The sequence below is a fragment of the Nocardia sp. NPDC058633 genome, from assembly GCF_042717045.1.
In the GTDB taxonomy this organism is placed as follows: domain Bacteria; phylum Actinomycetota; class Actinomycetes; order Mycobacteriales; family Mycobacteriaceae; genus Nocardia.
Genome location: NZ_JBHXRA010000006.1, coordinates 250,616 through 271,903, shown reverse-complemented (window position 1 = coordinate 271,903; position 21,288 = coordinate 250,616). Strand labels below are relative to the sequence as shown.

The following is a 21,288-nucleotide window of genomic DNA, read 5'->3' as shown; positions in this document are numbered from 1 at the left end:
GGGCACCTCGCACGCCGACCCCGCCGCGCCCCAGGACATCAAATACTCGGTGAAGCTGGTCGACAAGACCGTCGTCGCCACTCTCCAGAACGGCACCTTCTCGGTTGTCGAGCAGCCGGGCGAAACGCCGGAGGCTCCCAAGGTCAAGGTCGCCGAGATCAAGGACAGCCGCGGCGCGGTCGTCGTGTCGCTGCCGATGGAGTACTCCATCAACGGCGCCGCCATCCCGATGAAGACCGAGGTAGACAAGGACAGCAAGATCCTGTCGCTCACCCCGGAGAAGCCGGCCGGCGTCGAGATCGGCCAGGAGGTCGTCGCTCCGCAGCCCGTGCTGAAGGGCGAGGCGATCGCCTCCCCCACGGAGAACTCGAAGGCGATCAACGACTTCTCCTCGAAGTTCAGCATCGGCACCGCGATCGGCACCTTCGTCGGTACCGCCATCGGCGCGATCGTCGGCTGCGGCCTCGGCCTGCTCGCGATCCTCGCGGGCTGCGTCGTCGGCCTGCCGCTGGGCGCCACGATCGGCGGCATCCTGGGCATGATCGTGATCGGCGGCCCGACCATGGCCGTGGCCGGCTGGGAGCTGCTGCAGGTGCTGCAGGCCGCACCGGGCACGTCGGCATGGGCGGACAAGCCCACCGCCGCGCCCGCGCCGGCCGCCGCACCGGCCAACTGATCGGGCTTACCCCCAACAGTTTCCCGCCAAGGCCCCGTTCCTCTTCGGAGCGGGGCCTTTCGCGTTCGCCGAAGAGCTACACCTTCAGCAGTCGGCGAACCAGGCCTTCACGAACCCCGCCGACTGATAGGCGTAGTCCCATGCCCAGCGGACAGGTGAGAGCTGAGGCTCGGGATCGACGAACAGCAACTCACCGTCCCAGCATTCACCGAGGATGTAGCGGGCACGGGAGATGTGCGGGGTGAAGGTGACCACGATGACGCGGTCCCAGTCGGCACCGAGCCGCGCCAGTGCACGGCCTTCCCCGAGGGTGGTGCGAGGGTCGGGGTCGAAGCAGATGACCTCGAAGCTGTAGCCCCCGTGGCAGATTCGATTCACCATCGGGCTGTGGTCGTAAGGGTTGGAGACCAGGACTCGTGGCGCGTACCCCTGCGCGGCCAACCGCAACCCGAGCTGTTCGCGGCCGTCGTGTGCCCCGCCGAGGACGAGGATCGCGTCGGCGGCCCGCGGGGTATCCGTGCGCGGCCGCACATACACCGGCCACAGGGCGACCACCGCGATCAGCACGGCGACCACCGATACACCCGTGGCGAACAGGATCCGGCGCATCAGCAAATGCTAGTGAATCAGCGCCGTCGACCTGTCCACAGCCACCGACGGATGCACACCGACAAACCGAACCAAGCACTCGTCACCGATCGCATCGCCGCAGGTAGAAGCCTTGACGGACGTCGACCGTTCCGAGCTGCCGACGCATTTCGCCCCCTGTACACCAGATGTTGCGCCCCCTCTTGCCTCACTGACGCGGCGTAGCCACGCGCGCCGCTTACCAACAGAACTATGCGATGCACAGTCTTCGGAACGGGGTACCTCGGAGCCACGCATGCAGCGTGTATGGCCGAGTTGGGACACGACGTGGTCGGGGTGGACATCGATCCCGGCAAGGTGGCCAAGTTGGCCGATGGTGTGGTGCCGTTCTACGAGCCGGGGCTCGAGGAAGTGCTGCAACGCAACCTCACCGCGGGCCGACTGCGGTTCACCACCGATTACGAAGACGCCGCGGCCCACGCCGACGTCCACTTCCTCGGGGTCGGAACACCCCAGAAGAAGGGCGAGTACGGCGCCGACCTGAAATACGTTCACGCGGTGGTGGATACGCTCGCCCCGATGCTGGAACGCCCGGCGATGATCGTCGGCAAGTCCACGGTGCCGGTGGGAACCGCGGCGGCCCTCGGTCTTCGAGCTCGCGAGCAGGCGAAGGTCGAGGTCGAGGTCGCCTGGAATCCGGAGTTCCTGCGCGAGGGCTTCGCGGTTCAGGACACCCTGCGCCCCGATCGCCTCGTCCTCGGCCTCGACCGGGCCCGCGAACGTTCGTCCTGGGTCGAGCAGCACATCCGCGAGATCTACGCCGACCTCATCGCCGCCGAGATCCCCTTCCTGCTCACCGATCTGGCCACCGCCGAATTGGTGAAGGTCTCGGCGAATGCCTTTCTGGCGACGAAGATCTCGTTCATCAACGCGGTGTCGGAGGTGTGTGAGGCCACCGGCGCCGATGTCACCATGCTGGCCGACGCGCTCGGCTACGACGCCCGCATCGGCCGCCGGTTCCTCAATGCCGGACTGGGTTTCGGTGGCGGCTGCCTGCCCAAGGACATCCGCGCCTTCATGGCGCGCTCGGGCGAACTCGGCGCCGATCACGCTGTCGCGTTCCTGCGCGAGGTCGACAACATCAACATGCGCCGTCGCACGAAGGTCGTCGACATGGCCGCCCGTGCCTGCGGCGGTTCCGTGCTCGGTGCGAATGTGGCGGTCCTCGGCGCGGCCTTCAAGCCCGAATCCGACGATGTGCGCGATTCGCCCGCGCTGAACGTGGCGGGGATGATCCAGCTGCACGGCGCGGTCGTCACCGTGTACGACCCCAAGGCCGTGGAGAATTCGCGCCGCGTGTTCCCCACGTTGAACTACGCCACCTCGGTCTCGGAGGCCTGCGATCGCGCCGACGTGGTGCTGGTCCTGACCGAATGGAACGAGTTCACCGCTTTGACTCCGGCCGACCTGGACCCGGTGGTACGGTCCCGTTCGATCATCGACGGTCGCAACTGCTTGGACAGCGCAACCTGGCGTGAAGCCGGATGGGTATACGCCGGACTCGGCACCCCGTAGAGTAACGAGCCAAGCGGGGGCTGGAGCGGATTTCGGTCCGCGTTATCGCAGTCCCTCGCACGTCGTGCAACACGGACGAGATGGGCAGCGGATGAGTTCGGTTCTGGGAATATCGGTGGGGGCCGGGACGGTGCGCCTCGCGCGTCCGCAGCACGGTGGCCCACACGATTCCGTGCCGCCGTATTCGTTCGAGCTGCAATCGATCTCGATGCCCGAACAGCGGGCCGAGGAGTTCGCCGCCGACGCGATCGCCGCCGTGTTGGCCGCCTCGCCGGACATCGCCGCCACCACCATCACCTTTCGCAGCGAGCCGCAGGCCAGGGCCGTCCGCGCCGCGATGGCGCGACGCCAACTCACCAACTATCAGCTCGTTCCCGAAGCCGTCGCCGCCGTGCACTTCGCCCACGCCACCAGCGACATGCGCGAAGTGTCCACGCTGGCCGTCTACGACCTGGGCAGTTCGGGTCTCACGGTGAGCGTGATCAACGCCCGCACCAGTGATGTGTACCAGTGCGAGCGGATCAGCGATATCAGCGGCGACTACCTGGATTCGCTGATCAGGGAGCAGCAGATCGCCTCGGGTCGGATCGCTCACCCTGCCGATCCGGCGGGCCTCGCCGCGCTCGACGGGCTGTGCCGGGCCGCCAAGGAGCAGCTGTCCAACAGCAACGCGGTGGCGTTACCCAGCGAGCAGGGCCTGGTCCTGCTCACGCAGGAGAATTTCGAAGCGCTGATGATGCTGGCGATCGAGTCGTCGGCCCGGATGACCCGCGATGTCGTCATCCGCGCGCAGCAGCCGGTGCAGGCGGTGATGGTGCTCGGTGGTGGCGCCCGGATTCCGCTGATCGCGCGCGTGTTGGAACGCACGATCGGCGTGCCGGTGATCGTGCCCGCCGAGCCGGAGACGGCGCTGGCCCGCGGTGCCGCGCTGCTGGCCCGTCCCGCCCAGGTCCAGCAGGCGCCGGCCGCCGCCGCACCGGCTCCGCTCGGCGACCACGACGACGCGACAACCCCCGCCTGGCTCACCGCGCCCACCCGGGGCCGCCGCCCGCTCAGCGCGCTCACCGGCCGCGGACATTCCCGCCGCGAACTGAACGTGGCGGTGCTGACGGTGAGTTCGCTGGTGGTCGTCGCCGCGATCGGTCTCGGCCTCGGCTACGGCCCCGAAGTGCTCGAGCGCGGTTCGTCGAGCGACGGTTCGCAAGCCGTCCCGGCGACCACGCCACCACGGCCGAGCACCGCGAGCCCGACCACGGCCCCGGTCGCGACCACCGAGCTCGAACACGGAACCGTCGCCGCTCCACCGGTCAATCCGCGCCAGATCGAGGCAACCACCACCGCGCCCCCTTCACCGGGTCCCAACACCTTCACCGTCGTGCCGGGCCTCCCGCCGGTCGTGCTGCCGACCCTGCCTCCGGTGGTTCTCCCCGGTTTTCCCCCCGCCGGGCAGTAACCGCTCGATCCGAGACCCGACGGGCTCAGTTCCGAGCGTGCCTGGCCCGCGCGGGCGCCACCGCGGCGGTCGGCTTCGACCCGAACGGTCGTGCCAACATCACCGCGATCGCCGTGGTCAGCGGCACCGACAACGCCAGCGCGATACCACCCACCGCCGAGCGCGTGATCTCGATGGCCACCGCGTCCCCGGTCAGCACATCGGTGATCGATCGCCCCGCCACGCTGAACAGCAGCAGCAGCGGCAGCGCGCCGCCGGCGTAGGCGAGCACGAGCGTGTAGACCGTGCTGGCGATGTGGTCGCGCCCCACCCGCATGGCCGCGGTGAAGATCTCGCGCCGCGACGCGCCTTCATCGAGCGCGGCGAGTTCGAAGGCCGCCGAGGCCTGGGTGATGGTCACGTCGTTGAGTACGCCGAGCGAGCCGATGATGAATCCCGCCAGCAGCAAGCCGGTGATGCTCACGTGCTGAATGTAGGTCGCCACGTTGGTGTTCTGTTCCTCGGACAATCCCGTGAGATGGGTGATCTCGATCGCCACCCACGACAGCACCGCCGCCACCACCATCGACGCGAGCGTCCCGAGCAACGCCGAACTGGTCCGCAGATTCACCCCGTGCGCGAGGTAGAGCACCACGTAGAGGATCAGCGCCCCCGACACCAGCGCGACCGGGATCGCCGACTTCCCGTCGAGCAGCGCGGGCAACAGGAACATCACCACCACGCCGAACGCGAAACACAGCCCCACCAGCGCCCGGAATCCCCGCCACCGCGCGACCACGCAGATCACCACGACGAACGCGAGCACGATCAACAGCAGCGGCAGCCCGCGCGAGTAGTCCTCGAACGCGTACATGGTGATCCCGGCCGGGTCCGCGGCCCGCACCACCCGAATGTTGTCGCCCGCCCGCAGGTCGGGTTGGCCCGGCCCCGGCGCGATCTCGAACAAGGTCTTCTTGCCCTCGTCGGGCCCCGATTCGATCTCGATGATGCTGCGCTGACATGTGTAGGAGGCGGTCCGTGGCGGTTCCGGCTCGCTGGTGAACACCTTGCCGATCGACGGACTCCCGCAGGCCCCGATGTCCTGCATGACCACGGTTCCGGCCTCGGTCTGCACCGCCCCGCCCGCCATGGTCTGCATCGGCAACGGGATCTCGACGTGCTGGGCGCTCGGCCACAGAATCACCGTCGCGACGAGCACCACCACCCCGATGATCCCCAACAGCCCGACAACAACCTTCGCCGCCGTGTCGCTGATGGCAATCGGCCCGGAATGGTCGTGATGGTGGTGATGATGATCGCTCACGGCCCGAAGCTTAAAGGATCTGATTTTCAAGAACACCCGCGCAACACCAGTTCTCGCGAGAACAAGGCCGGCTCTCCGGGAACGGGCAAACCGCCCACATCGGAACCATTGCCCGCGGACGAAAAAACCTCCCCGGGTCCAGGACTTGCCCGGGCCCGGGGAGTCGGAAGTGTGCGGCGGCGGAGAGCAGGGGGGTGTCTCCGCCGCCGGAGGCAGGCGCCTAGGGGGGTAGGCGCGCGTACCTAAGGCTCTCGGTTGTCCAGGGGGGGTAGACAACCGGGCCAGGGCGCCGAAGCGCCGAGGTCTACTGTACACAAAAGATCGACTTTTGCACTAGTAGATCGGCAAAACATCCAACATTCTGAACTCGAAGTCGGTTTAACCTGTCATACCAGGATGGCCATCCTGGCTGAGCCCCTCGAACTCACAGGTCAAAGCCCTGACAAGTGAGCCCCTACTGTCGGTAACCGGCCAGGAAGTTGCCGAACCGCTCGATCGCCACGGCCAGATCCCGCGCCCACGGCAACGTCACGATCCGCAGATGATCGTTCGCGGGCCAGTTGAACCCGGTGCCCTGCACCATCAGGATCTTCTCCTGCAACAGCAGGTCCAGCACGAGCTTCCCGTCGTCGTGGATCTCGTGCACATTCGGATCCAGCCGCGGGAACGCGTACAGCGCGCCACGCGGCTTCACGCACGACACCCCCGGAATCATATTGAGCCGCTCCCACGCCACGTCGCGCTGCTCGAGCAGCCGCCCACCGGGCAGGATCAGGTCCTCGATGCTCTGATGCCCGCCGAGTGCCACCTGAATGGCGTGCTGAGCGGGCACGTTCGGGCACAGGCGCGAGGAAGCGAGCAGATCGACGCCCTCCAGGAACCCGGCGGCGTGCTCCTTGGGCCCGGTGATCGCGAGCCACCCCGCCCGGTAACCCGCTACCCGATACGCCTTCGACAGGCCGTTGAACGTCAGGCACAGCAGGTCGGGGGCGAGCGAGGCCAGCGAGATGTGCTTGGCGTCGTCGTAGAGGATCTTGTCGTAGATCTCGTCGGCCAGCAGCAGCAACTGATGCTTGCGCGCCAGGTCGACGATCTGCTGCAACACCTCCGTCGAGTACACCGCACCCGTCGGATTGTTCGGGTTGATCACCAGCAGGGCCTTGGTCTTGTCGGTGATCTTCGATTCGATATCGGCGATATCGGGCTGCCAGCCGTTGTCCTCGTCGCACAGGTAGTGCACCGGAGTACCGCCGGCCAGGCTCGTCATGGCCGTCCACAGCGGGTAGTCGGGGGCCGGGATCAGCACCTCGTCGCCGTTGTCGAGCAGGGCCTGCATGGTGACGGTGATCAGCTCGGACACTCCGTTGCCGAGGTAGACGTCGTCCACATCGAGCTCGGGGAAGCCGGGCACCAACTCGTACCGGGTGACGATGGCGCGCCGCGCCGACAGGATCCCCTTGGACTCGGAGTACCCCTGGGCATACGGCAGGGCGGCGATGATGTCGCGCATGATCACATCGGGCGCCTCGAACCCGAAGGGCGCCGGGTTGCCGATGTTGAGCTTGAGGATGCGGTGCCCCTCGGCCTCCAGACGTGCTGCCTGTGCGTGAACCGGTCCACGGATCTCGTAGACCACGTTCTGCAGTTTCGTCGACTGCTCGAGAACGCGCGGGGGCACATGCGAAGATTGAGGACTCACCCGTCCATGGTGCCATCCGCGGCAAACCAATAAAGCTGCGCGGTTGCTCTGTGGCTGGTGACAGCCCCTACGACCGCGGGTGGCCGGCCAATGCGGCGGTCGCCACACAGAACTCTTCGATGCGCTCATCGAGGCCCCGCGCCTCCACGGCGTCGCGATAGGTCGGGGCGGCGATGCGGCGGCGCAGGCCGACGAGGCGCTCGCTCAGCTGGGCGATGCGTTTGTCCTCGGGCAGGTCCAGAACCGGGCGCAGGGCGTCGGCGGCGCCGTCGATACTGCCGTTGATGAGATGGGCGGCCGCGTTGTCGACCCGGGCCAGCGATTCGGCGCCGTAGGAACGTTGCAGCGGCGGTCCGCTCGAGTACAGGGTGATGGCGCGTTCGGTGGCGGTGAGCGCTTGTTCGGCGCGGCCGAGCTGGATGCAGGTGGCGCCGGCGTAGTAAGCGGCCTTGGGCGGGCCGAATCCGAACACCCCGCCGATCTCGTCGTGTAGGTCGTCGCGGCGGTCACCGGCTGCCACCTCGGCCGCGCGCAGGCACCGGTCGGTCTCGGCATCGCTGCCCAGCCGCGCCCACACCCTGGCCTCGATATTGAGCAGCCGCACCCGTCCCAGTCCCGGACCGACGAATTCCTGTCCGCTGCGCGCCAGGTGGACGGCGTTGCGCGGACGATCGGACCAGTTCTCGATCAGCGCGTGCATGCCGCGCGTCCACGCGCGTAACCCGTTGTGCCCGCTCAGTTCCGCGTAAGCCCAAGCGGCCCTGATCTGCTCGCCCGCGGCATCGAGGTAGCCCAGGTCGGTGCTCGCGTTGGCCAGCAGCCCCGACAACGTCCCCGCCAGCAGATATAGGTGGCTGGTGTCGACCGGCTTCTGTTGCCCGTCGAGTAGTCGATACACCCGCCTGCGCACCCGCAGCATCTCCACCATCATCGGCGCCGGTGCGGCGTGGACGTATTCGTTGGCGATGCGCCGCACGTCGGCGTCGAGCTGGGCCAACGTCGTGGCACCTACGTTGGTGCCCTCCGCGGCGGCCGCATGTTCGCTGGCCTCGTGCGCAGCCGCCATGATCAACTCCCTCTCCGACAACACCTCGGGCACAGCACCTTTGACAGTTCCCGCATCGACGAACGCGAGCAGGTCGGCATCACCCGCGGGCGCCAGCAGGGTCGAGAATCGCGCGCGCACAACATCATCGGAGCGAGCCAATGACGTATCCAGCGCTGCCTGGTTCACCGGACGTGGGCGCACCCGCACCCCGCCGGCTTCCCATTTCGACACCAGTCGTTCGTGCACACCGAGATGAGCCGCGAACTCCCGGATGCTCATTCGTTTGGCATCGCGAAGAGCTCTGGCCTCTCTCCCTGTCCACTCCCCGACCACGGCGTCACCTCATCCGACGGACAACTCCCTCCAGAGTACGAGTGTGACAGTGAGACACACCACAAGTTCGCGGAATCGGTTGCCAGGGGCAGTGAAAGGGCGGTGCGGGGCAGTGGTCACGCGCTCGCGCATGCGCGACTCTGGAAGCGTGGAAGCCAGAACTGTCGACGACTGGGTGCGTTGTTACCAGCGTGAATTCCGGCTACCCGTCCGCGAGCGCGGCGGCTTTGTGATGCTGCCGATCACCGACCGGCTCTGCGTGGTGCATCTACCGACCACGCGCGCCGAGAAGGTGCTCACGGCGCTGCGCGAGCAACGCTGTGAGGGTCCGGTGCTGGCGCGTCAGATCCGCTGGAGCGTGCTCGCCGCACCCGACGCCAGGCCCTCCGAGGAAGAGGCCGCCGAGCTCGCGGGGCTCGATATCGATATCCCCGGCACCGGCAGCGCCGTGATGCTGCCGACGAACCTGGGCCGCTGGAGTCGCGAGGGTTGTCACTGGGTGCGCCCGCCGTCCGGCGGTGGCGACACCCTGCCCGCGCTGTCGCTGGTGCTGCGCCTGGCCGTGGCGTCAGGCCCTCAGCGCGCCTCGACCGCGCTCAGGGAATCGGGCGAGAGGGGAAAATTGAGGTACGACCGCGACGGCGTCGGCCCCCGCTGACCCTGATACTTCGACCCGGCCTTGGCGCTGCCGTACGGGTGCTCGGCCGGACTCGACAGCCGGATCAGGCACAGCTGCCCGATCTTCATCCCCGGCCACAGCGTGATCGGCAGATTGGCGACGTTCGACAGCTCGAGAGTGATGTGCCCGCTGAACCCCGGATCGATGAACCCCGCCGTGGAATGCGTGAGCAGCCCGAGCCGCCCCAAGCTCGACTTGCCCTCCAGCCGTCCCGCCAGATCGTCGGGCAGCGAGCACACCTCGAGCGTTGACCCGAGCACGAACTCCCCCGGATGCAGCACGAACGGCTCCCCCGGCTTCGGCTCCACCAGGCTGGTCAACTCGTCCTGCTGCTGCGCCGGATCGATATGGGTGTAGCGACTGTTGTCGAACACCCGAAACAGCCCGTCGAGGCGTACGTCGATGCTCGACGGCTGAACCATCGACTCGAGCATCGGTTCGACGCCGAGACGCCCGGCAGCGATCTCGGCCCTGATGTCACGATCGGAGAGCAGCACCGGCCCAGTGTAGGCAGCTGCGCCCCAGGTAGGGCCCCCACCCCTGTGGCCGCCGTCGACGGGCAGCCTCGTTCGCCCACGGGCGTCGGCCCCCGGCACAGCCGCGAGGCGAACGCGCCTCTGGCGGCTACTCGGTAGGGGCGACACTTTTCGACCGCTGCACCGGCGTGCCGACTTCGGAAGTCTCCGTCGCCGTGGTTCGGGTTCGTGCAGATCGTCCCCTCACACGGCACCCAGGCCCCGTCCCCGTTCAGCTCGGGCATCTGGTGCGAAACCCGCTGCCCGCACTCTAGATCCCCCACCGACAACCACCCCGATACCCACGCGATCACCCGACGCCACAGCCACTACCTGGGCATACGCGACAACACTTGCGTCGCACAGCGCGAGGTCTGATAGAGTCGCCAACGCGCCTGACAGCGCACTGCCGATGTAGTTCAATGGTAGAACTTCTGCTTCCCAAGCAGATGGCGCGGGTTCGATTCCCGTCATCGGCTCAACGACAAAACCCCCAGGTCATCCTGGGGGTTTTGTTGTTTCTGTCGGTCTGGCCGAGGTGGTCCCAAGGGGCCGCCGTGCCACACACGTGCCACTTAGGCACTGGAACGTCCGTCGCGGTAGTCCTTGGCCATCTGCGAAAGATCGCTGGCAATGCGACGTTCGGCGTCGTCAGTCGCCCGCTGGTAGATCAGCGCCGCCCGCATATCGTCATGGCCCATCCGGGACATCAGATCCTTGGTCGACATCCCCGACTTAGACGCCCACAGGTTCCCGGCATGCCGCAAGTCATGGATGTGGATGCCGGCGAGCCCGACCGACATGGTGGCCGTCTTCCAGTTCACGTTCTTGGTGAAGTTGGACCGTCGCAACGGATTCCCCCTCAGCCCGGTAAACACGTAGGCATCTGGCCGGTTGTCGACGTACTTCTCGAGGTGAGCCAGGATGTCGGGCCGGATCGCTTCTGGAACCGTCAGCGTTCGAACACCTGCCCGCGACTTGGGGCGAGAAACCACCAGTCCGAGCCCGGTGACCTCGACCATCGCCTTGCCGACTCGCACGCTCTCCGCGCCGTCGGAGATGTCGGCCCGGGTCAGCGCAGATGCCTCACCCCATCGCAGCGACAGGAACGAGGTCAGCAGGATCACCACCCGATACCGCTCCGGCACGGCACCGGCGAGCGCGAACACCTGAGCCACTGACAACACCGGACGTTCTGGGCTGTCCTCCTTGTCGGCGCCCTTCACACGGACCGGATTGCGCGGAATGATCTTGTCCTCATCCACGGCGGTGTTCAACGCCGCTCGGACCAGCCGGTACGCCTTCGCCGTCGTGATCTTCGAGACACCAGCGTCGAGCCGTTCGGATCGCCATTGCCGAACCATCGGTGTGGTGAGCTTGCCGAGCTGGGTTCCACCCATCGCCGTCGACTTCACATGCGCACGCAACAGCCAGCGGTACAGCGAGAGCGTCTTAGGCCGAAGTCCGGGACGCTGATCAATCCACCGTTCGACGTACTCGTCAAGGCGCCTGCGGCGGCGCGTGCGCGCCATCGGCAGACGCCGGAGCTCCGGAAGCTCACCACCGCATCGGCCCGAGCAGTGGACGAGGCCGACGAGGACCAAGCCGCGGATTGCAGAACGGAATTCCCGAGCCCGATTCGGCCGGCATATGCCCCGATCGACGGCCATCAGCACACCGACTCCCATACGGTGCTGCCGCACGAGCTTCGCTCGATTGCCTCATAAGACCCAGCCTGCCGAACCCGCGTAGAGGTCAACGAGCCGTCACCAGTTCAGCCGAAATCCGTCGGCATACTTCTCGATCACTATGTCGCTCACCAAGTGCGAGCGAATTGCTGAACGGCATCCGTGGTGTGTCCTGCGATGCCGATTTCCGATCCAGGACGCTGCTGCGGCCACACGCCAGCCCCTCCTACCGCTGCCCCCGGAAATGGGTTCGGATGCTAGCCTCCACGAGCTTGATAGAGAGGCGGAACTGGTGTTGCGTTGGGCTTTGGGGTTCGTCGAGATCAGAGTTTGGGCTTTGATCCTGGCGATCGTTGCAGCGTTTTTACTGTTCAACAACGTCCCGAAGATTCAGCATCCACCCAGCCCGTCCATGATCGAGTGCAACGGCCAGCGCCTGGCCGAGCGTGGTACTTGTTTGATCAGTGGCGAAGGTGTACTGAGCTACGACGACTTGGTCCAGCGAGAACAGGACTCCGCGCGCGACCGTGCGGTCATCTGGACAATTTTTGGAACCGGAGCAGCTGCGGTCGCCGTGATTTTTCTCGTGCCGATCCGATCGCGCAAGGCTTCTGCCGACCGCAGAGGGAGCTCTGCTCGGGCGCGGCGCGCACCCCGGCCGCTCGAGACTTTCCCGGTCTCTGAAATTATGACGCCTTTACCCGGACTCGATGATCAGTGAACGCTCTTCACTCTGGTTAGGGGCGGGCCAGCGGCGCTACATCTTCATCAGAACAGGTCGAGCGGGTACCCTTCCACGTTGCTTATCGCGCGAGTAGCCGTCGCTCCGCTGTGCCCCATTCGTGCCCCGAGCCAGGGGCAAATGGGGTAAATCTGGGTACACCACGCGCAAGCGCCAGCCCAGTTCAGGGCGTCATTCCCGCCTATACGCCTGCTTCCCAAGCAGATGGCGCGGGTTCGATTCCCGTCATCGTCTCAAAGACGAAACCCCCAGGTCACCCTGGGGGTTTCGTTGTTTCTGTAGGTCTGGCCGCAGTGCTCCCAAGTGGCCGCCGTACTACTACGCTTCGGGGGCCACCACATGCAGGCTCGGGTGATAGTGCAGCATCTCGATGACGACAGCCTCGGGCGAGTAGGGATGAAGCCGCATCGGCGACAACGTCATCGCCTTTCGGTCTCCAACCGTCGACCAGCCCGAATACAGCACACTTTCAAGCGGCGTTCGCGTCGTATTCCGCGTCGATCGCGCGTGCAGAATGATCTCGACCGCGTTGGAAGAACCGCTCTTTCGCAACCGGACGGCCACCACCTCGTGCCAGCGGATCTTCCTGGCAGGTGGGACCAGCAGTCCTTCAGCGTCAAGTACGAGCTCCGGCCTGTTCCGAACAAGCGCTGTCACCGCCACGGGTGTTCCCACGATGGATGCGACAAGAACGCCTCCACCCAGGACGATTCGCTCCAGGGCGACGAACTCCTCGAGCATCATGAACAGGGCGCCGAGCACGCCGGCCAGCGGCGTCATAACGACTGCCAGAATTCGAGCAGCGCGCGAACCCGGATAGATCGTCTGTTCGTTCATCTTTGTCCCACGGTTCAGGTGTTCATCCCAGGATCTCCGAGCCCGGCGTGAACTCGCCGGTCGGCAATCCTCGACACAACTTATCGCGGCTGGGTGCCCACGCCCGCTCCGATGCAGATGGCCCGGCATCGATTCCCGTGCTCGGCTCTACGCCGCTTCCCTGACACATTCACCCGACTCCTCAACGCCGGGTGGGCATCTCGACCACGTCCAGGCTGATGTTCCACATCTGCCCAATGCGTTTGCACGCGTGTCATACTCGGCCGACACTGCGTCCGGGTTGATACGGGAACGGTTTCCAAGTGTGCGTTCAGGTTCTCGAAAACATCCGCGCATGCGGTTGCAATCAGTAACGGGCCAAGGCAATTCGCATCGCGATGCGAACCACGTCAATCGGAAATCAGCCCGGTTGGAGCCACGACATCGCTGCTCGTTCTCGTGCTGTTCTCGAGGACTCGAAAGACGACAGCCTCCTGTCCCAGGACGGGACGTGGAGCATCGACTCCCCGGCTGGCACATGGTCGTTCGGCGGCCAGATGCGCGAAGGCGCCTGCCATGGATCCTGGATCTTCACCATGCGTCGAACCGCGCGGTCTCGAACGCGGGAGTAGACACCGTCGAGCCCCCGTCCGGTCGGAGTGGGGCTCGGTCGTCGCGCTGGTGGTTCACTCGGCGCGGTAAGCGACACTATCGTGCGTCGGAATTCTCGGTCGCCTGGGTGTCGAACGCCTGTGCAACGGCGAGGCTGTCCTCGTAGACGTGATGGCGGGTGACGAGGTCGTTCTCGACAGTGAGGTGCAGGGCGAAACGGGCACGGTAGGCGCGGCCGGTGGGCCGGGCGGTTTGGCGGATCTCACCCAGCACCACCGCGTCGGGGCCGTCGATCAGGATGCGTTCGATCACCGTTTCGTTCTGTTCGGGCAGGTGGTGCCGGGAGACTTCGCGGTAGTGCTCGGCCACGTCGGCGCGCGTGGCACGATGCCGAATCCACGGGGTCTCGGTCCGGCCGTGCTCGTTGTCGGGCCAGTCCAACTTCCAGTCGCTGACCGGGGCGTAGATCGCTGAGATGGTGTCGGCGTCGCCCGAGCCGATTCGACGGAGAAGCTCTTCGACAACGGTGCGGGTGGCGCTTGTCGCGATGTTGCTCATATCAGCCACCATGCCCGAGCCGGCCCGATTTCGTCGACCACCGGTGCCCGGCCTCCGACCTGGAGACCACCACGACGGTTATTCTCACCCTCGTGCCGACTGGCGGTAGTAAACAGGTTCGCGCCGCACGCAAGCGCAAGAAGCGGATGGCGCAGGTCACCCACGACCTCACCGACGCGCAGTGGGACGCGCTCAAGTCGTCCTGGGGTGGCTGCGCGTACTGCCGCTCCTCCGCCACCGCGCTGCAAAAGGACTGCGTGCGGGCGATCTCGCGGGGTGGCCGCTACACAGTCGCCAACGTTGTGCCCGCGTGCGGATCGTGCAACGCCAGCAAGTGCAACGCCGAGGTGACCGGCTGGCTGCGGCGCAAGAAGCTCGACGAACGCTCGTTCCTCGTGCGCCACTACGAGATCTCGACCGAGCTCACCACCCGGTTCGCCTGGTCGACCGGTTCCGAGGGCTGAGCGGTTGGCTCGCACCGGGCCGACCCACCAGATCGCCGAGCTCACCCCGTCCGGAATATCCACCCACCCTCGCGTCCCACAATCGACTGCGGCACCTCGTTCAGCAGACGGTGCCGCCACTAAGTGATCGACTGCGGCACAGCTGGTCTCATCCGCTCACAGGGCAGTACCTCCGCTGGCGTCGAGGGTCTGCCCGGTGATCCATCGGGCGTCGTCGCTGACGAGGTAGGAGACGATGTCGGCGATGTCGGCGGGGCGGCCGACGCGTCCGAGAGCGACGTTGGACGAGGCTTCGCGCTGACCGTCGGGGTTGTCGATGAGCCAGGCGTTCATATCCGTGAGTACATAGCCGGGGGCGACGGCGTTGACGGTGATGCCGCGCGAGCCGAGAGCCTGGGCCAGAACGCGGGTGAAGCTGTCGATGGCGCCTTTGGTCATGGTGTAGCCCAGGATGTCGGGAATGGCCATCCGGGTGACGGCCGAGGACAGATTCACGACGCGGCCGCCGTCACGGAGCCGGTCGAGGAAGCCTTGCACCAGGAAGAACGGGGCGCGGACATTGGTGGCGAAGAGGGTGTCGAATTCCGTGGGCGTCATGGTGTCGACGCCTTTCATGACGGTCATGCCCGCGTTGTTGACCAGGATGTCCAGGCCGGCGGGGGCGCCGAGGTCGGCGAAGCCCGCGTCCACGTCATCGAGGAGGGTGGCGAAGTCGGTGGAGCCGAGGTCGCCACGCACCGCGAAAGCGCGGCCACCGTCGGACTCGATCCCGGCGACTACCTCTTTGGCCGCAGCGTCGTTCTGGCCGAAGTGCACTGCTACCAGTGCACCGTCTCGGGCCAATCGTTCGGCGATCGCACGGCCGATGCCCCGGCTCGCGCCGGTTACCAGGGCTGTTTTGGTTGTGGGGGTTTCGGTTTCGCTCATGCAAGCTATTCAACGGACACGACCTTCCGATGTCCGGCTGGATTCGGACATGGCATTCAGGGCAGGCGCAGGCCGTCCAGAGCGGTAGTGAGTTCCGAGCTGGTTCGCACCTCGGGCAGGCGCGCTTGGACAGCGACGCCGAACCCTGCCATGCGGATCGTGTCGTCGATGAAGGAATCCAGGTCCTCGGGCCAGGGCAACTGCGGCGCGGCGATGAGCAACGAGACGCAGCCGTGCGCGGCCGACCACAGCTGCAACGCCAGTGTGCCGGGGTCACCGTGCATCAGACCGGTCGCGACACAGGAGGAAATCGCGTTGGTCATCAATCGGAAACAGGTTGTCGCGGCGGGGTTCTCCGAGGTGGACTTGCGCATCAGCAGCACCCGGTACTGCACTGGATGCGCCAGTGCGAACTTCACGTAGGCGCACCCGAACCTGCCCATGGAATGGAAGGGATCGGCGACCTGGCAGCGGTGGAACAGCTCTTCCAGTTGCCCCCACACCCGGATACAGACTGCCTCGAGCAGGGCTTCTCGATCGGCGAAGTGCAGGTAGACCGAGGGAGTGGACACCCCGGCGGCCGTGGCGACGGCGCGTACGGTCAGCGCGTCTTCGGTACCGGTGGACTCGAGCAACTGCTCGGCGGCTTCGAGGATCTCCTCCCGTAGCCGCCCGCCCTGTCCCGGATTGGCTCGCACCCTTCTGTTCGTCACAACTGCACATTGACATCGTCAACCTGACGGTGTCAACCTGGCTCCATGCAAACCTTCGCCGAAGCCACGGCGGTCATCCCCAGCGACGACAACGCTTGCGCCGCCGACCTCGACCCTCAGTGGACCGTGGGCGGCAAGCTGCACGGCGGCTATCTGATGGCCGTCATGGCCCGCGCGGCCGCCGCTCACGCCGATCACCCACAGGTGACCGCGATCAGTGCCACGTTCCTGGCACCGCCCTCACCCGGCCCGGCGACGGTGACCGTCGACGTGCTCCGCGCCGGCCGCACCTCGACGCAGGTGCGCGCCCGGCTGGAGCAGAACGGCCGATCCTGCACCGAAGCCCTGATCACCCTCGGCGTCCTCGAAGATCTCGACCCCTGGTGGACGACCGCGGTGACCCCGGAGATCCCGGCCGAGGTCGACTGCTTCCACTCCCCCTCGAATCCGCCGGGAGCCCCGTTTCCCGTGCCGCTGCTGGATGTCGTCGAACACCGACTGGATCCGTCGACCTTGGGTTTCGTTGTCGGTGAGCCGTCCATGAAAGGTCGTATCGCGGCCTGGCTGCGGCTGGCCGACGGCTCCGACTGGGACTCGTTCGCCCTGCTGATCGCACTGGACCCGATACCCCCGGCTTCGCTGACCCTGGGCATGCCCGGCTGGGCGCCCACCATCAGCTTCACCGCCTACCTGCGCCGCCGCCCCGCACCTGGTCCGGTCCACGTGATCATGCACGCCACCGATGTCACCGCCGGTCGAATGCACGAGACAGCCGAAGTCTGGGACGCCACAGGCAATCTCGTCGGATGCGCCACGCAACTTGCCGCGGTTCGCATCCCCACTGACCGCACACGGCAGTCGGCACAACCGGATCTTGACGATGGGCGACTCGCATAGGGGCGTTGCCTGCCGTGCCCGGTGAGTTACCCACGTCTTTGCGAGATCAGGCGCCGGGTTCAGCCGGTGTGCAGGGTCCGGAACTTGCTGCCGTGGAATACCAATGGATCGATGTCCTCGCGTGCGGCCACCCGATTCACCCGCAGGATCACCACCAGGTGGTCGCCCGCACCGACCTGGGTCTCGGGCACCCCTTCGATCCAGGCGGTGGCGCCGTCGATGAACACCGCCTCGCCGGTTCCGCGGTGCAGGGCGGTCTCCCGGAAGCGATCGCCGTTGCGAGCGCCGAGCGCCTTGGCCGCGGCTTGCTGATCGGTGCCGAGCAGACTGAGCCCGAGGTGGCCGGCGCCTGCCAGCTTCGGCCAGGTCGACGACGAGTTCTGCACACAGAACGACACCAGCGGCGGATCGAGGGAAACGGGCACGAAGGTGCTCACCGCCAAACCGTGTGGCGTGCCGTCGATCTCGGCACACACGGCCACCACGCCGCTGGGGAAGTTGGCGAAGGCGCGGCGTAGGCCGTTGCCGTCGGCGGGAAAGTTCAAGAGCTCATGCATGATTGGCTGCCTCCGTCGGCTGCTCGGCCGGGTCTGCCAGTGCCGCGGCGACGGGTCCCCATCGCCGCGCGTATTCCTCGATGACGCCGTCCTCGCCGAAAGTGCGATCCGACAGAGAGAGCCCCGGCAGTGCGGCGGTGCCACCGATTTCCACCAGGACCGGTTTGAGCACCAGGTCGGGGGCGAGGGCATGGGTCGGACCGGCGCCGAGCATCACCGGCACGGTCACCACACCGGCCGGCCCGGTACCACCGTCGAACTGTTCGAGGAACAGTTTCAGCAGCCCGGTGTAGGTAGCTTTGCAGGTCGGGCTGGCGAATTCGACGAGTTCCGAGGATGCGACCGTGCGCGCGGCCGCCGTCACCGCCGGGTCACCCCAGCCGAGCAGACCGGGCCCAGGGTCACCAGGTCTATCACCGTGGGTTCGACATCGGGACGCAGGGCCCGCGCGACCAGCACGGCCGCGGCGAGCGTGCGCGATGCGGGTTTCGGGTTTCGGGTTTCGGGTTTCCGACGACGACGGTCACTGACATGAAATGTCCTTGTCTGTCCGGGGTCTAGATGACGCCGTGCAGCGGCGGCGGCCGGTTGTGCAGAACGGCCCGCCCGAGGTGCTGGTATTTCCAGCGAACCGGGTCGTGCAGGGTGTGCGTGCGCGCGTTGCGCCAGAAGTGATCGAGCCGGTGTTCGGCCGCGGCGCTCCTGGTGCCTGCTACTTCGAATATCGCCGCGGACACCTCGTTCGCAGCACGGTCGGCGAGGATCTTGGCCGTCGCGGCCGCGATCGATGCCTGCGCGCCGTCGCCTTCGAGGGTTCCCACCGGGTCATCCGCGATGGTCCTCGGCCGAACCGCCGCGTCCACCGCCGTACCCGCGACGATCAGCGTCGCCTCAGCAGCCGCGACCGCGACAGCCAATTCCCCGAATCGCTGCACGACCAGCGGATCGTCGGCCGCATGCTCGACCTCGGCCTCGAACCACGGCCTGCTGTGCGTCCGGACGAACTCGGCCGCCGCCCGCAGGGCACCGCGCGCGATACCGGTATCGATGGCGGCATGCAGGAGTTGCGCGAACGCCCCGTACCCGGTCGGCGCGCGCACCGCGCCCGACCGCGCGACCAGCTGCTCGCGCACGAGCGCCACCGAAGCGAATTCGACAGTTCCACTTCCAGTTGTTCTCTGCCCCAGCGCATCCCAGTCGTCGACTATTCGAATTCCAGGTTCGGACGCCGGTACGAAAGCCACGTACTCGCCCGGCTCCAGTCCCGAAATACCCTGCGGGTCATCGAGTCTGGCCAATACGGCGAGCCAATCGGCGTAGAGCGACCCGGTGCAATAGAACTTCGTCCCCTCGAGCACAAACCGCTGAGCCTTTGTGCCGTCGAGTTCGGCACCAGCGATTCCGACCTGCCCCCGCCCGCGCACCGTCCCGCCGACGCGCCCACGCCCACCGTCGCCCGAATCGTCGACCGGCCGCAGCACCGTCGCGATCTCGGCGACCGTCGCCCCACCACGCTCGGACTGCGCATTGGCGATCCGCGCACCCGCGAGCACCTTGCCGAACAAGTCCTCGCGCTGCGCCCGAGTTCCGGCCAGCCGCAACAGGTTCAGATACACGAAGTGGCTGTGCGGCACCTGTGCGATATTCGGATCAGCGGCGGCCAGGATCCGCACCACCTCGGCGACCACACTCGGCGGTAGGTCGGCGCCACCGAATTCGGCGGGCACCGTGATCGCGAGCAACCCGCTGGCCGAGAGCTGATCGAGCTCCTCGTGCGGCAGTCGACGGAGCAGATCGCGCTCGGCGGCGCCCGCGGCGAACACCTCGGCCAACTCGGCCGCGATCCGCACCGCCTGGTCCGCCGTGGCGATCCGCTCGGCGGTCACCACCGTCATCAGCGTCCCGCCGCGACCGGCGTGGCGGCGGCCTCCAGTTCACGCACCAGCGGCAAAACCTTGGCGCCGAAGTACTCGACTTCTTCCTGGAAGTGCAGGAATCCGGCCAGGATCAGGTCGACGCCGAGCGCGCGGTAGGCCACGATCCGCTCGGCGATCTGCTCGGGCGTGCCGATCAGTCCGGTGCGGAATCCGTCGTTGTACTGGACCAGGTCCTCGAAGGTGGAGTCGGCCCACATGCCCTTGCGGTCACCGGTGGACGCGCCCGCTTGCCGCACCGCGTCGCGGAACCCTTGCACCGCGGGCTTGTTCGCCTTCTCGACGATCTCGCGCAGGGTGTCGCGGGCTTCGGTCTCGGTGTCGCGAGCGATGATGAACCCGTTGAGCCCGAACTTCACCTCGCGATCATCGGCCCTGGCGACTTCGCGTAGATCGTCCAATTGTTCTGTGACGCCGTCGAAGTCCTTGCCGTTGGAGAAATACCAGTCCGCGTGGCGACCACCGTTGCGCCGGGCCGCCGTCGAGTTGCCGCCTTGGAACAGTTCGGGATTGGGCCGTTCAGGGGTATTGAGTGGCTTCGGCTTCAAGGTGAAGTCGCGGATCCGGTAGAAGTCGCCGCCGTAGTTCACCGCGTCCTCGGTCCAGATCTTGCGGATCACCTCGAGGAACTCGGCGCTGCGCCGGTACCGCTCGTCGTGTTCGAGCCACGGCTCGCCCAGAGCCTGGAACTCACCGGCGAACCACCCCGACACCACATTGATCGCGAACCGGCCGCCGGACAGGTGGTCGGCCGTCGCACCGAACTTCGCCAGCACGGCCGGATGCCACAGCCCCGGATGCACCGCGGCGATCACCTTGAGCCGTTCGGTCGCGGCGAGTAGCGCGAGGCTGAACGAGGTCGACTCGTGCTGGAACTCGGCGCCATAGGAGGCGGTGTAGCGCACCTGGGTGAGCGCGTAGTCGAAGCCGTTGCGCTCCGCTGTCCGGGCGAGCTTCCTGTTGTAGTCGAAATCCCAGCTGGTGCGCTGTTCGATATCGCTGGTCACCAGTCCGCCACTGACGTTGGGCACCCAGTAGGCGAACGAGACCTGGTCGGCGATTGTCTCCGTGGTCACGGCAGTTCCTCCTCGTCGTCGGCGCTTCCAGTGCAACACCGGTGGCCGACGGCGACGAGGGTTTGAATCGGCGCGATCGTTACGTGCCCGGGTCAGCTCCCCACGCGCACGCAATCGGCCGCGATCTTCGACTGCGCCGCGCTCACCTTGGCCGCGTCGCTCTCGCCGAGCAGCGTGGCCGGATCGTCGGATTGCGCGTTCGACACCATCACCCGCAGCCCGTCCTGCGACATCCCCGAGTCGAGGAATACCTGCGCCGCGCAGTCGGCCAGCGCGGGGTTCTTCAACCCCTTGTCCTGCAACGACTTCGACAGCTCGGCCTGAGTAACCGCAGGAGCTTCGTCGCCACTGCCGCAGGCCGACAGCACCGGCAGTGCCAGCAGTGCCGCGGCAATCAGACAGATCCGCATTCGGTGAGTCCTCTCGATCCTCGCG

The 21,288-nt window shown here is 66.7% G+C and carries 21 protein-coding genes, 1 tRNA gene and 1 pseudogene; 8 read left to right on the top strand and 15 right to left on the bottom strand.

Annotated elements, in window-relative coordinates; genetic code table 11:
- Nucleotides 1-49 precede the first annotated feature (49 nt).
- Entirely contained in the window at nucleotides 50-676 is a 627-nt protein-coding gene (locus ACFWUR_RS10195) for a hypothetical protein (protein ID WP_378904829.1), read from the top strand.
- Nucleotides 677-760: 84 nt separating this feature from the next.
- Here ACFWUR_RS10195 and ACFWUR_RS10190 read toward each other — a convergent pair whose 3' ends face one another.
- Complete coding sequence (locus ACFWUR_RS10190) at nucleotides 761-1,285, bottom strand: YdcF family protein (protein ID WP_378904826.1); 525 nt, start codon at nucleotides 1,283-1,285, stop codon at nucleotides 761-763.
- 231 nt (nucleotides 1,286-1,516) lie between these two features.
- Here ACFWUR_RS10190 and ACFWUR_RS10185 point away from each other — a divergent pair, with 231 nt between their 5' ends.
- Nucleotides 1,517-2,839: a UDP-glucose dehydrogenase family protein gene (locus tag ACFWUR_RS10185; RefSeq protein ID WP_378904823.1), complete on the top strand. Its 1,323-nt coding sequence runs from the start codon at nucleotides 1,517-1,519 to the stop codon at nucleotides 2,837-2,839.
- A 91-nt stretch (nucleotides 2,840-2,930) separates the two neighbouring features.
- The gene (locus ACFWUR_RS10180) at nucleotides 2,931-4,292 is read left to right on the top strand and encodes an Hsp70 family protein (protein ID WP_378904820.1); all 1,362 of its coding nucleotides are present in this window, start codon (nucleotides 2,931-2,933) and stop codon (nucleotides 4,290-4,292) included.
- A 25-nt stretch (nucleotides 4,293-4,317) separates the two neighbouring features.
- On the opposite strand, the gene ACFWUR_RS10175 is transcribed toward ACFWUR_RS10180, so the two are convergent.
- The 3 genes from ACFWUR_RS10175 to ACFWUR_RS10165 all read right to left on the bottom strand — a co-directional run bounded on the left by ACFWUR_RS10175 (nucleotide 4,318) and on the right by ACFWUR_RS10165 (nucleotide 8,621).
- A complete protein-coding gene (locus tag ACFWUR_RS10175) occupies nucleotides 4,318-5,595 on the bottom strand; it encodes a YibE/F family protein (protein WP_378904817.1) in 1,278 nt (425 codons plus the stop codon).
- A gap of 454 nt (nucleotides 5,596-6,049) precedes the next feature.
- Entirely contained in the window at nucleotides 6,050-7,294 is a 1,245-nt protein-coding gene (locus tag ACFWUR_RS10170) for a pyridoxal phosphate-dependent aminotransferase (protein WP_378904814.1), read from the bottom strand.
- A 67-nt stretch (nucleotides 7,295-7,361) separates the two neighbouring features.
- Nucleotides 7,362-8,621 carry a helix-turn-helix domain-containing protein gene (locus tag ACFWUR_RS10165; protein ID WP_378904811.1) on the bottom strand — a complete coding sequence of 420 codons (1,260 nt, stop codon included), beginning with the start codon at nucleotides 8,619-8,621 and terminating at the stop codon, nucleotides 7,362-7,364.
- 202 nt (nucleotides 8,622-8,823) lie between these two features.
- Here ACFWUR_RS10165 and ACFWUR_RS10160 point away from each other — a divergent pair, with 202 nt between their 5' ends.
- Nucleotides 8,824-9,333 carry a hypothetical protein gene (locus ACFWUR_RS10160; protein WP_378904808.1) on the top strand — a complete coding sequence of 170 codons (510 nt, stop codon included), beginning with the start codon at nucleotides 8,824-8,826 and terminating at the stop codon, nucleotides 9,331-9,333.
- On the opposite strand, the gene dcd is transcribed toward ACFWUR_RS10160, so the two are convergent.
- Entirely contained in the window at nucleotides 9,252-9,851 is a 600-nt protein-coding gene (gene dcd / locus ACFWUR_RS10155; protein ID WP_378904805.1) for a dCTP deaminase, read from the bottom strand. The two genes, ACFWUR_RS10160 and dcd, sit on opposite strands and share 82 nt — an antisense overlap.
- 426 nt (nucleotides 9,852-10,277) lie before the next feature.
- Here dcd and ACFWUR_RS10150 point away from each other — a divergent pair.
- A tRNA-Gly gene (locus tag ACFWUR_RS10150) sits at nucleotides 10,278-10,348 on the top strand.
- Nucleotides 10,349-10,444: 96 nt separating this feature from the next.
- Here ACFWUR_RS10150 and ACFWUR_RS10145 read toward each other — a convergent pair.
- Nucleotides 10,445-11,539 (bottom strand): tyrosine-type recombinase/integrase, encoded by a 1,095-nt coding sequence (locus tag ACFWUR_RS10145; RefSeq protein ID WP_378905042.1) that lies wholly within the window; start codon nucleotides 11,537-11,539, stop codon nucleotides 10,445-10,447.
- 139 nt (nucleotides 11,540-11,678) lie between these two features.
- Here ACFWUR_RS10145 and ACFWUR_RS10140 point away from each other — a divergent pair, with 139 nt between their 5' ends.
- Nucleotides 11,679-12,278, top strand: a complete 600-nt coding sequence (locus tag ACFWUR_RS10140) for a hypothetical protein (protein WP_378904802.1) — start codon at nucleotides 11,679-11,681, stop codon at nucleotides 12,276-12,278.
- Nucleotides 12,279-12,617: 339 nt separating this feature from the next.
- On the opposite strand, the gene ACFWUR_RS10135 is transcribed toward ACFWUR_RS10140, so the two are convergent.
- Both ACFWUR_RS10135 and ACFWUR_RS10130 read right to left on the bottom strand, forming a co-directional pair.
- Entirely contained in the window at nucleotides 12,618-13,136 is a 519-nt protein-coding gene (locus tag ACFWUR_RS10135; protein WP_378904799.1) for a hypothetical protein, read from the bottom strand.
- A gap of 687 nt (nucleotides 13,137-13,823) precedes the next feature.
- Complete coding sequence (locus tag ACFWUR_RS10130) at nucleotides 13,824-14,285, bottom strand: nuclear transport factor 2 family protein (RefSeq protein WP_378904796.1); 462 nt, start codon at nucleotides 14,283-14,285, stop codon at nucleotides 13,824-13,826.
- A 92-nt stretch (nucleotides 14,286-14,377) separates the two neighbouring features.
- Between ACFWUR_RS10130 and ACFWUR_RS10125 the strand changes: the two genes are divergently transcribed.
- Nucleotides 14,378-14,749: an HNH endonuclease gene (locus ACFWUR_RS10125; RefSeq protein WP_378904793.1), complete on the top strand. Its 372-nt coding sequence runs from the start codon at nucleotides 14,378-14,380 to the stop codon at nucleotides 14,747-14,749.
- Between the two features lie 156 nt (nucleotides 14,750-14,905).
- Here the strand turns inward: ACFWUR_RS10125 and ACFWUR_RS10120 are convergent, their stop codons facing one another.
- Both ACFWUR_RS10120 and ACFWUR_RS10115 read right to left on the bottom strand, forming a co-directional pair.
- A complete protein-coding gene (locus tag ACFWUR_RS10120) occupies nucleotides 14,906-15,676 on the bottom strand; it encodes an SDR family oxidoreductase (RefSeq protein WP_378904790.1) in 771 nt (256 codons plus the stop codon).
- A 56-nt stretch (nucleotides 15,677-15,732) separates the two neighbouring features.
- Complete coding sequence (locus tag ACFWUR_RS10115; RefSeq protein WP_378904787.1) at nucleotides 15,733-16,389, bottom strand: TetR/AcrR family transcriptional regulator; 657 nt, start codon at nucleotides 16,387-16,389, stop codon at nucleotides 15,733-15,735.
- 45 nt (nucleotides 16,390-16,434) lie between these two features.
- Between ACFWUR_RS10115 and ACFWUR_RS10110 the strand changes: the two genes are divergently transcribed.
- The gene (locus tag ACFWUR_RS10110; protein ID WP_378904784.1) at nucleotides 16,435-17,286 is read left to right on the top strand and encodes a thioesterase family protein; all 852 of its coding nucleotides are present in this window, start codon (nucleotides 16,435-16,437) and stop codon (nucleotides 17,284-17,286) included.
- A gap of 59 nt (nucleotides 17,287-17,345) precedes the next feature.
- Here ACFWUR_RS10110 and ACFWUR_RS10105 read toward each other — a convergent pair whose 3' ends face one another.
- From ACFWUR_RS10105 to ACFWUR_RS10085, 5 genes and pseudogenes are all read right to left on the bottom strand, one after another.
- Nucleotides 17,346-17,843: a flavin reductase family protein gene (locus ACFWUR_RS10105; protein ID WP_378904781.1), complete on the bottom strand. Its 498-nt coding sequence runs from the start codon at nucleotides 17,841-17,843 to the stop codon at nucleotides 17,346-17,348.
- Nucleotides 17,836-18,302, bottom strand: a pseudogene (locus tag ACFWUR_RS10100) (NADPH-dependent FMN reductase). Before ACFWUR_RS10100 ends, ACFWUR_RS10105 begins: the two are co-directional and overlap by 8 nt.
- Nucleotides 18,303-18,400: 98 nt before the next feature.
- Nucleotides 18,401-19,738, bottom strand: a complete 1,338-nt coding sequence (locus tag ACFWUR_RS10095; protein WP_378904778.1) for an acyl-CoA dehydrogenase family protein — start codon at nucleotides 19,736-19,738, stop codon at nucleotides 18,401-18,403.
- Nucleotides 19,738-20,853, bottom strand: a complete 1,116-nt coding sequence (sfnG, locus tag ACFWUR_RS10090; protein WP_378904776.1) for a dimethylsulfone monooxygenase SfnG — start codon at nucleotides 20,851-20,853, stop codon at nucleotides 19,738-19,740. The genes ACFWUR_RS10095 and sfnG overlap by 1 nt, the downstream gene beginning before the upstream one ends.
- Nucleotides 20,854-20,945: 92 nt before the next feature.
- Nucleotides 20,946-21,263, bottom strand: coding sequence for a hypothetical protein (locus ACFWUR_RS10085; RefSeq protein WP_378904773.1), 318 nt, complete (start codon nucleotides 21,261-21,263; stop codon nucleotides 20,946-20,948).
- Nucleotides 21,264-21,288 lie beyond the last annotated feature (25 nt).

Bases quoted from the DNA above. Each gene is read 5' to 3' on its own strand.
- ACFWUR_RS10190 (WP_378904826.1), bottom strand. From the start codon at position 1,285: ATGCGCCGGATCCTGTTCGCCACGGGTGTATCGGTGGTCGCCGTGCTG.
- ACFWUR_RS10185 (WP_378904823.1), top strand. From the start codon at position 1,517: ATGCGATGCACAGTCTTCGGAACGGGGTACCTCGGAGCCACGCATGCA.
- ACFWUR_RS10180 (WP_378904820.1), top strand. From the start codon at position 2,931: ATGAGTTCGGTTCTGGGAATATCGGTGGGGGCCGGGACGGTGCGCCTC.
- ACFWUR_RS10165 (WP_378904811.1), bottom strand. From the start codon at position 8,621: ATGAGCATCCGGGAGTTCGCGGCTCATCTCGGTGTGCACGAACGACTG.
- ACFWUR_RS10145 (WP_378905042.1), bottom strand. From the start codon at position 11,539: ATGGCCGTCGATCGGGGCATATGCCGGCCGAATCGGGCTCGGGAATTC.
- ACFWUR_RS10140 (WP_378904802.1), top strand. From the start codon at position 11,679: ATGTCGCTCACCAAGTGCGAGCGAATTGCTGAACGGCATCCGTGGTGT.
- ACFWUR_RS10135 (WP_378904799.1), bottom strand. From the start codon at position 13,136: ATGAACGAACAGACGATCTATCCGGGTTCGCGCGCTGCTCGAATTCTG.
- ACFWUR_RS10130 (WP_378904796.1), bottom strand. From the start codon at position 14,285: ATGAGCAACATCGCGACAAGCGCCACCCGCACCGTTGTCGAAGAGCTT.
- ACFWUR_RS10120 (WP_378904790.1), bottom strand. From the start codon at position 15,676: ATGAGCGAAACCGAAACCCCCACAACCAAAACAGCCCTGGTAACCGGC.
- ACFWUR_RS10110 (WP_378904784.1), top strand. From the start codon at position 16,435: ATGCAAACCTTCGCCGAAGCCACGGCGGTCATCCCCAGCGACGACAAC.
- ACFWUR_RS10105 (WP_378904781.1), bottom strand. From the start codon at position 17,843: ATGCATGAGCTCTTGAACTTTCCCGCCGACGGCAACGGCCTACGCCGC.
- ACFWUR_RS10095 (WP_378904778.1), bottom strand. From the start codon at position 19,738: ATGACGGTGGTGACCGCCGAGCGGATCGCCACGGCGGACCAGGCGGTG.
- ACFWUR_RS10085 (WP_378904773.1), bottom strand. From the start codon at position 21,263: ATGCGGATCTGTCTGATTGCCGCGGCACTGCTGGCACTGCCGGTGCTG.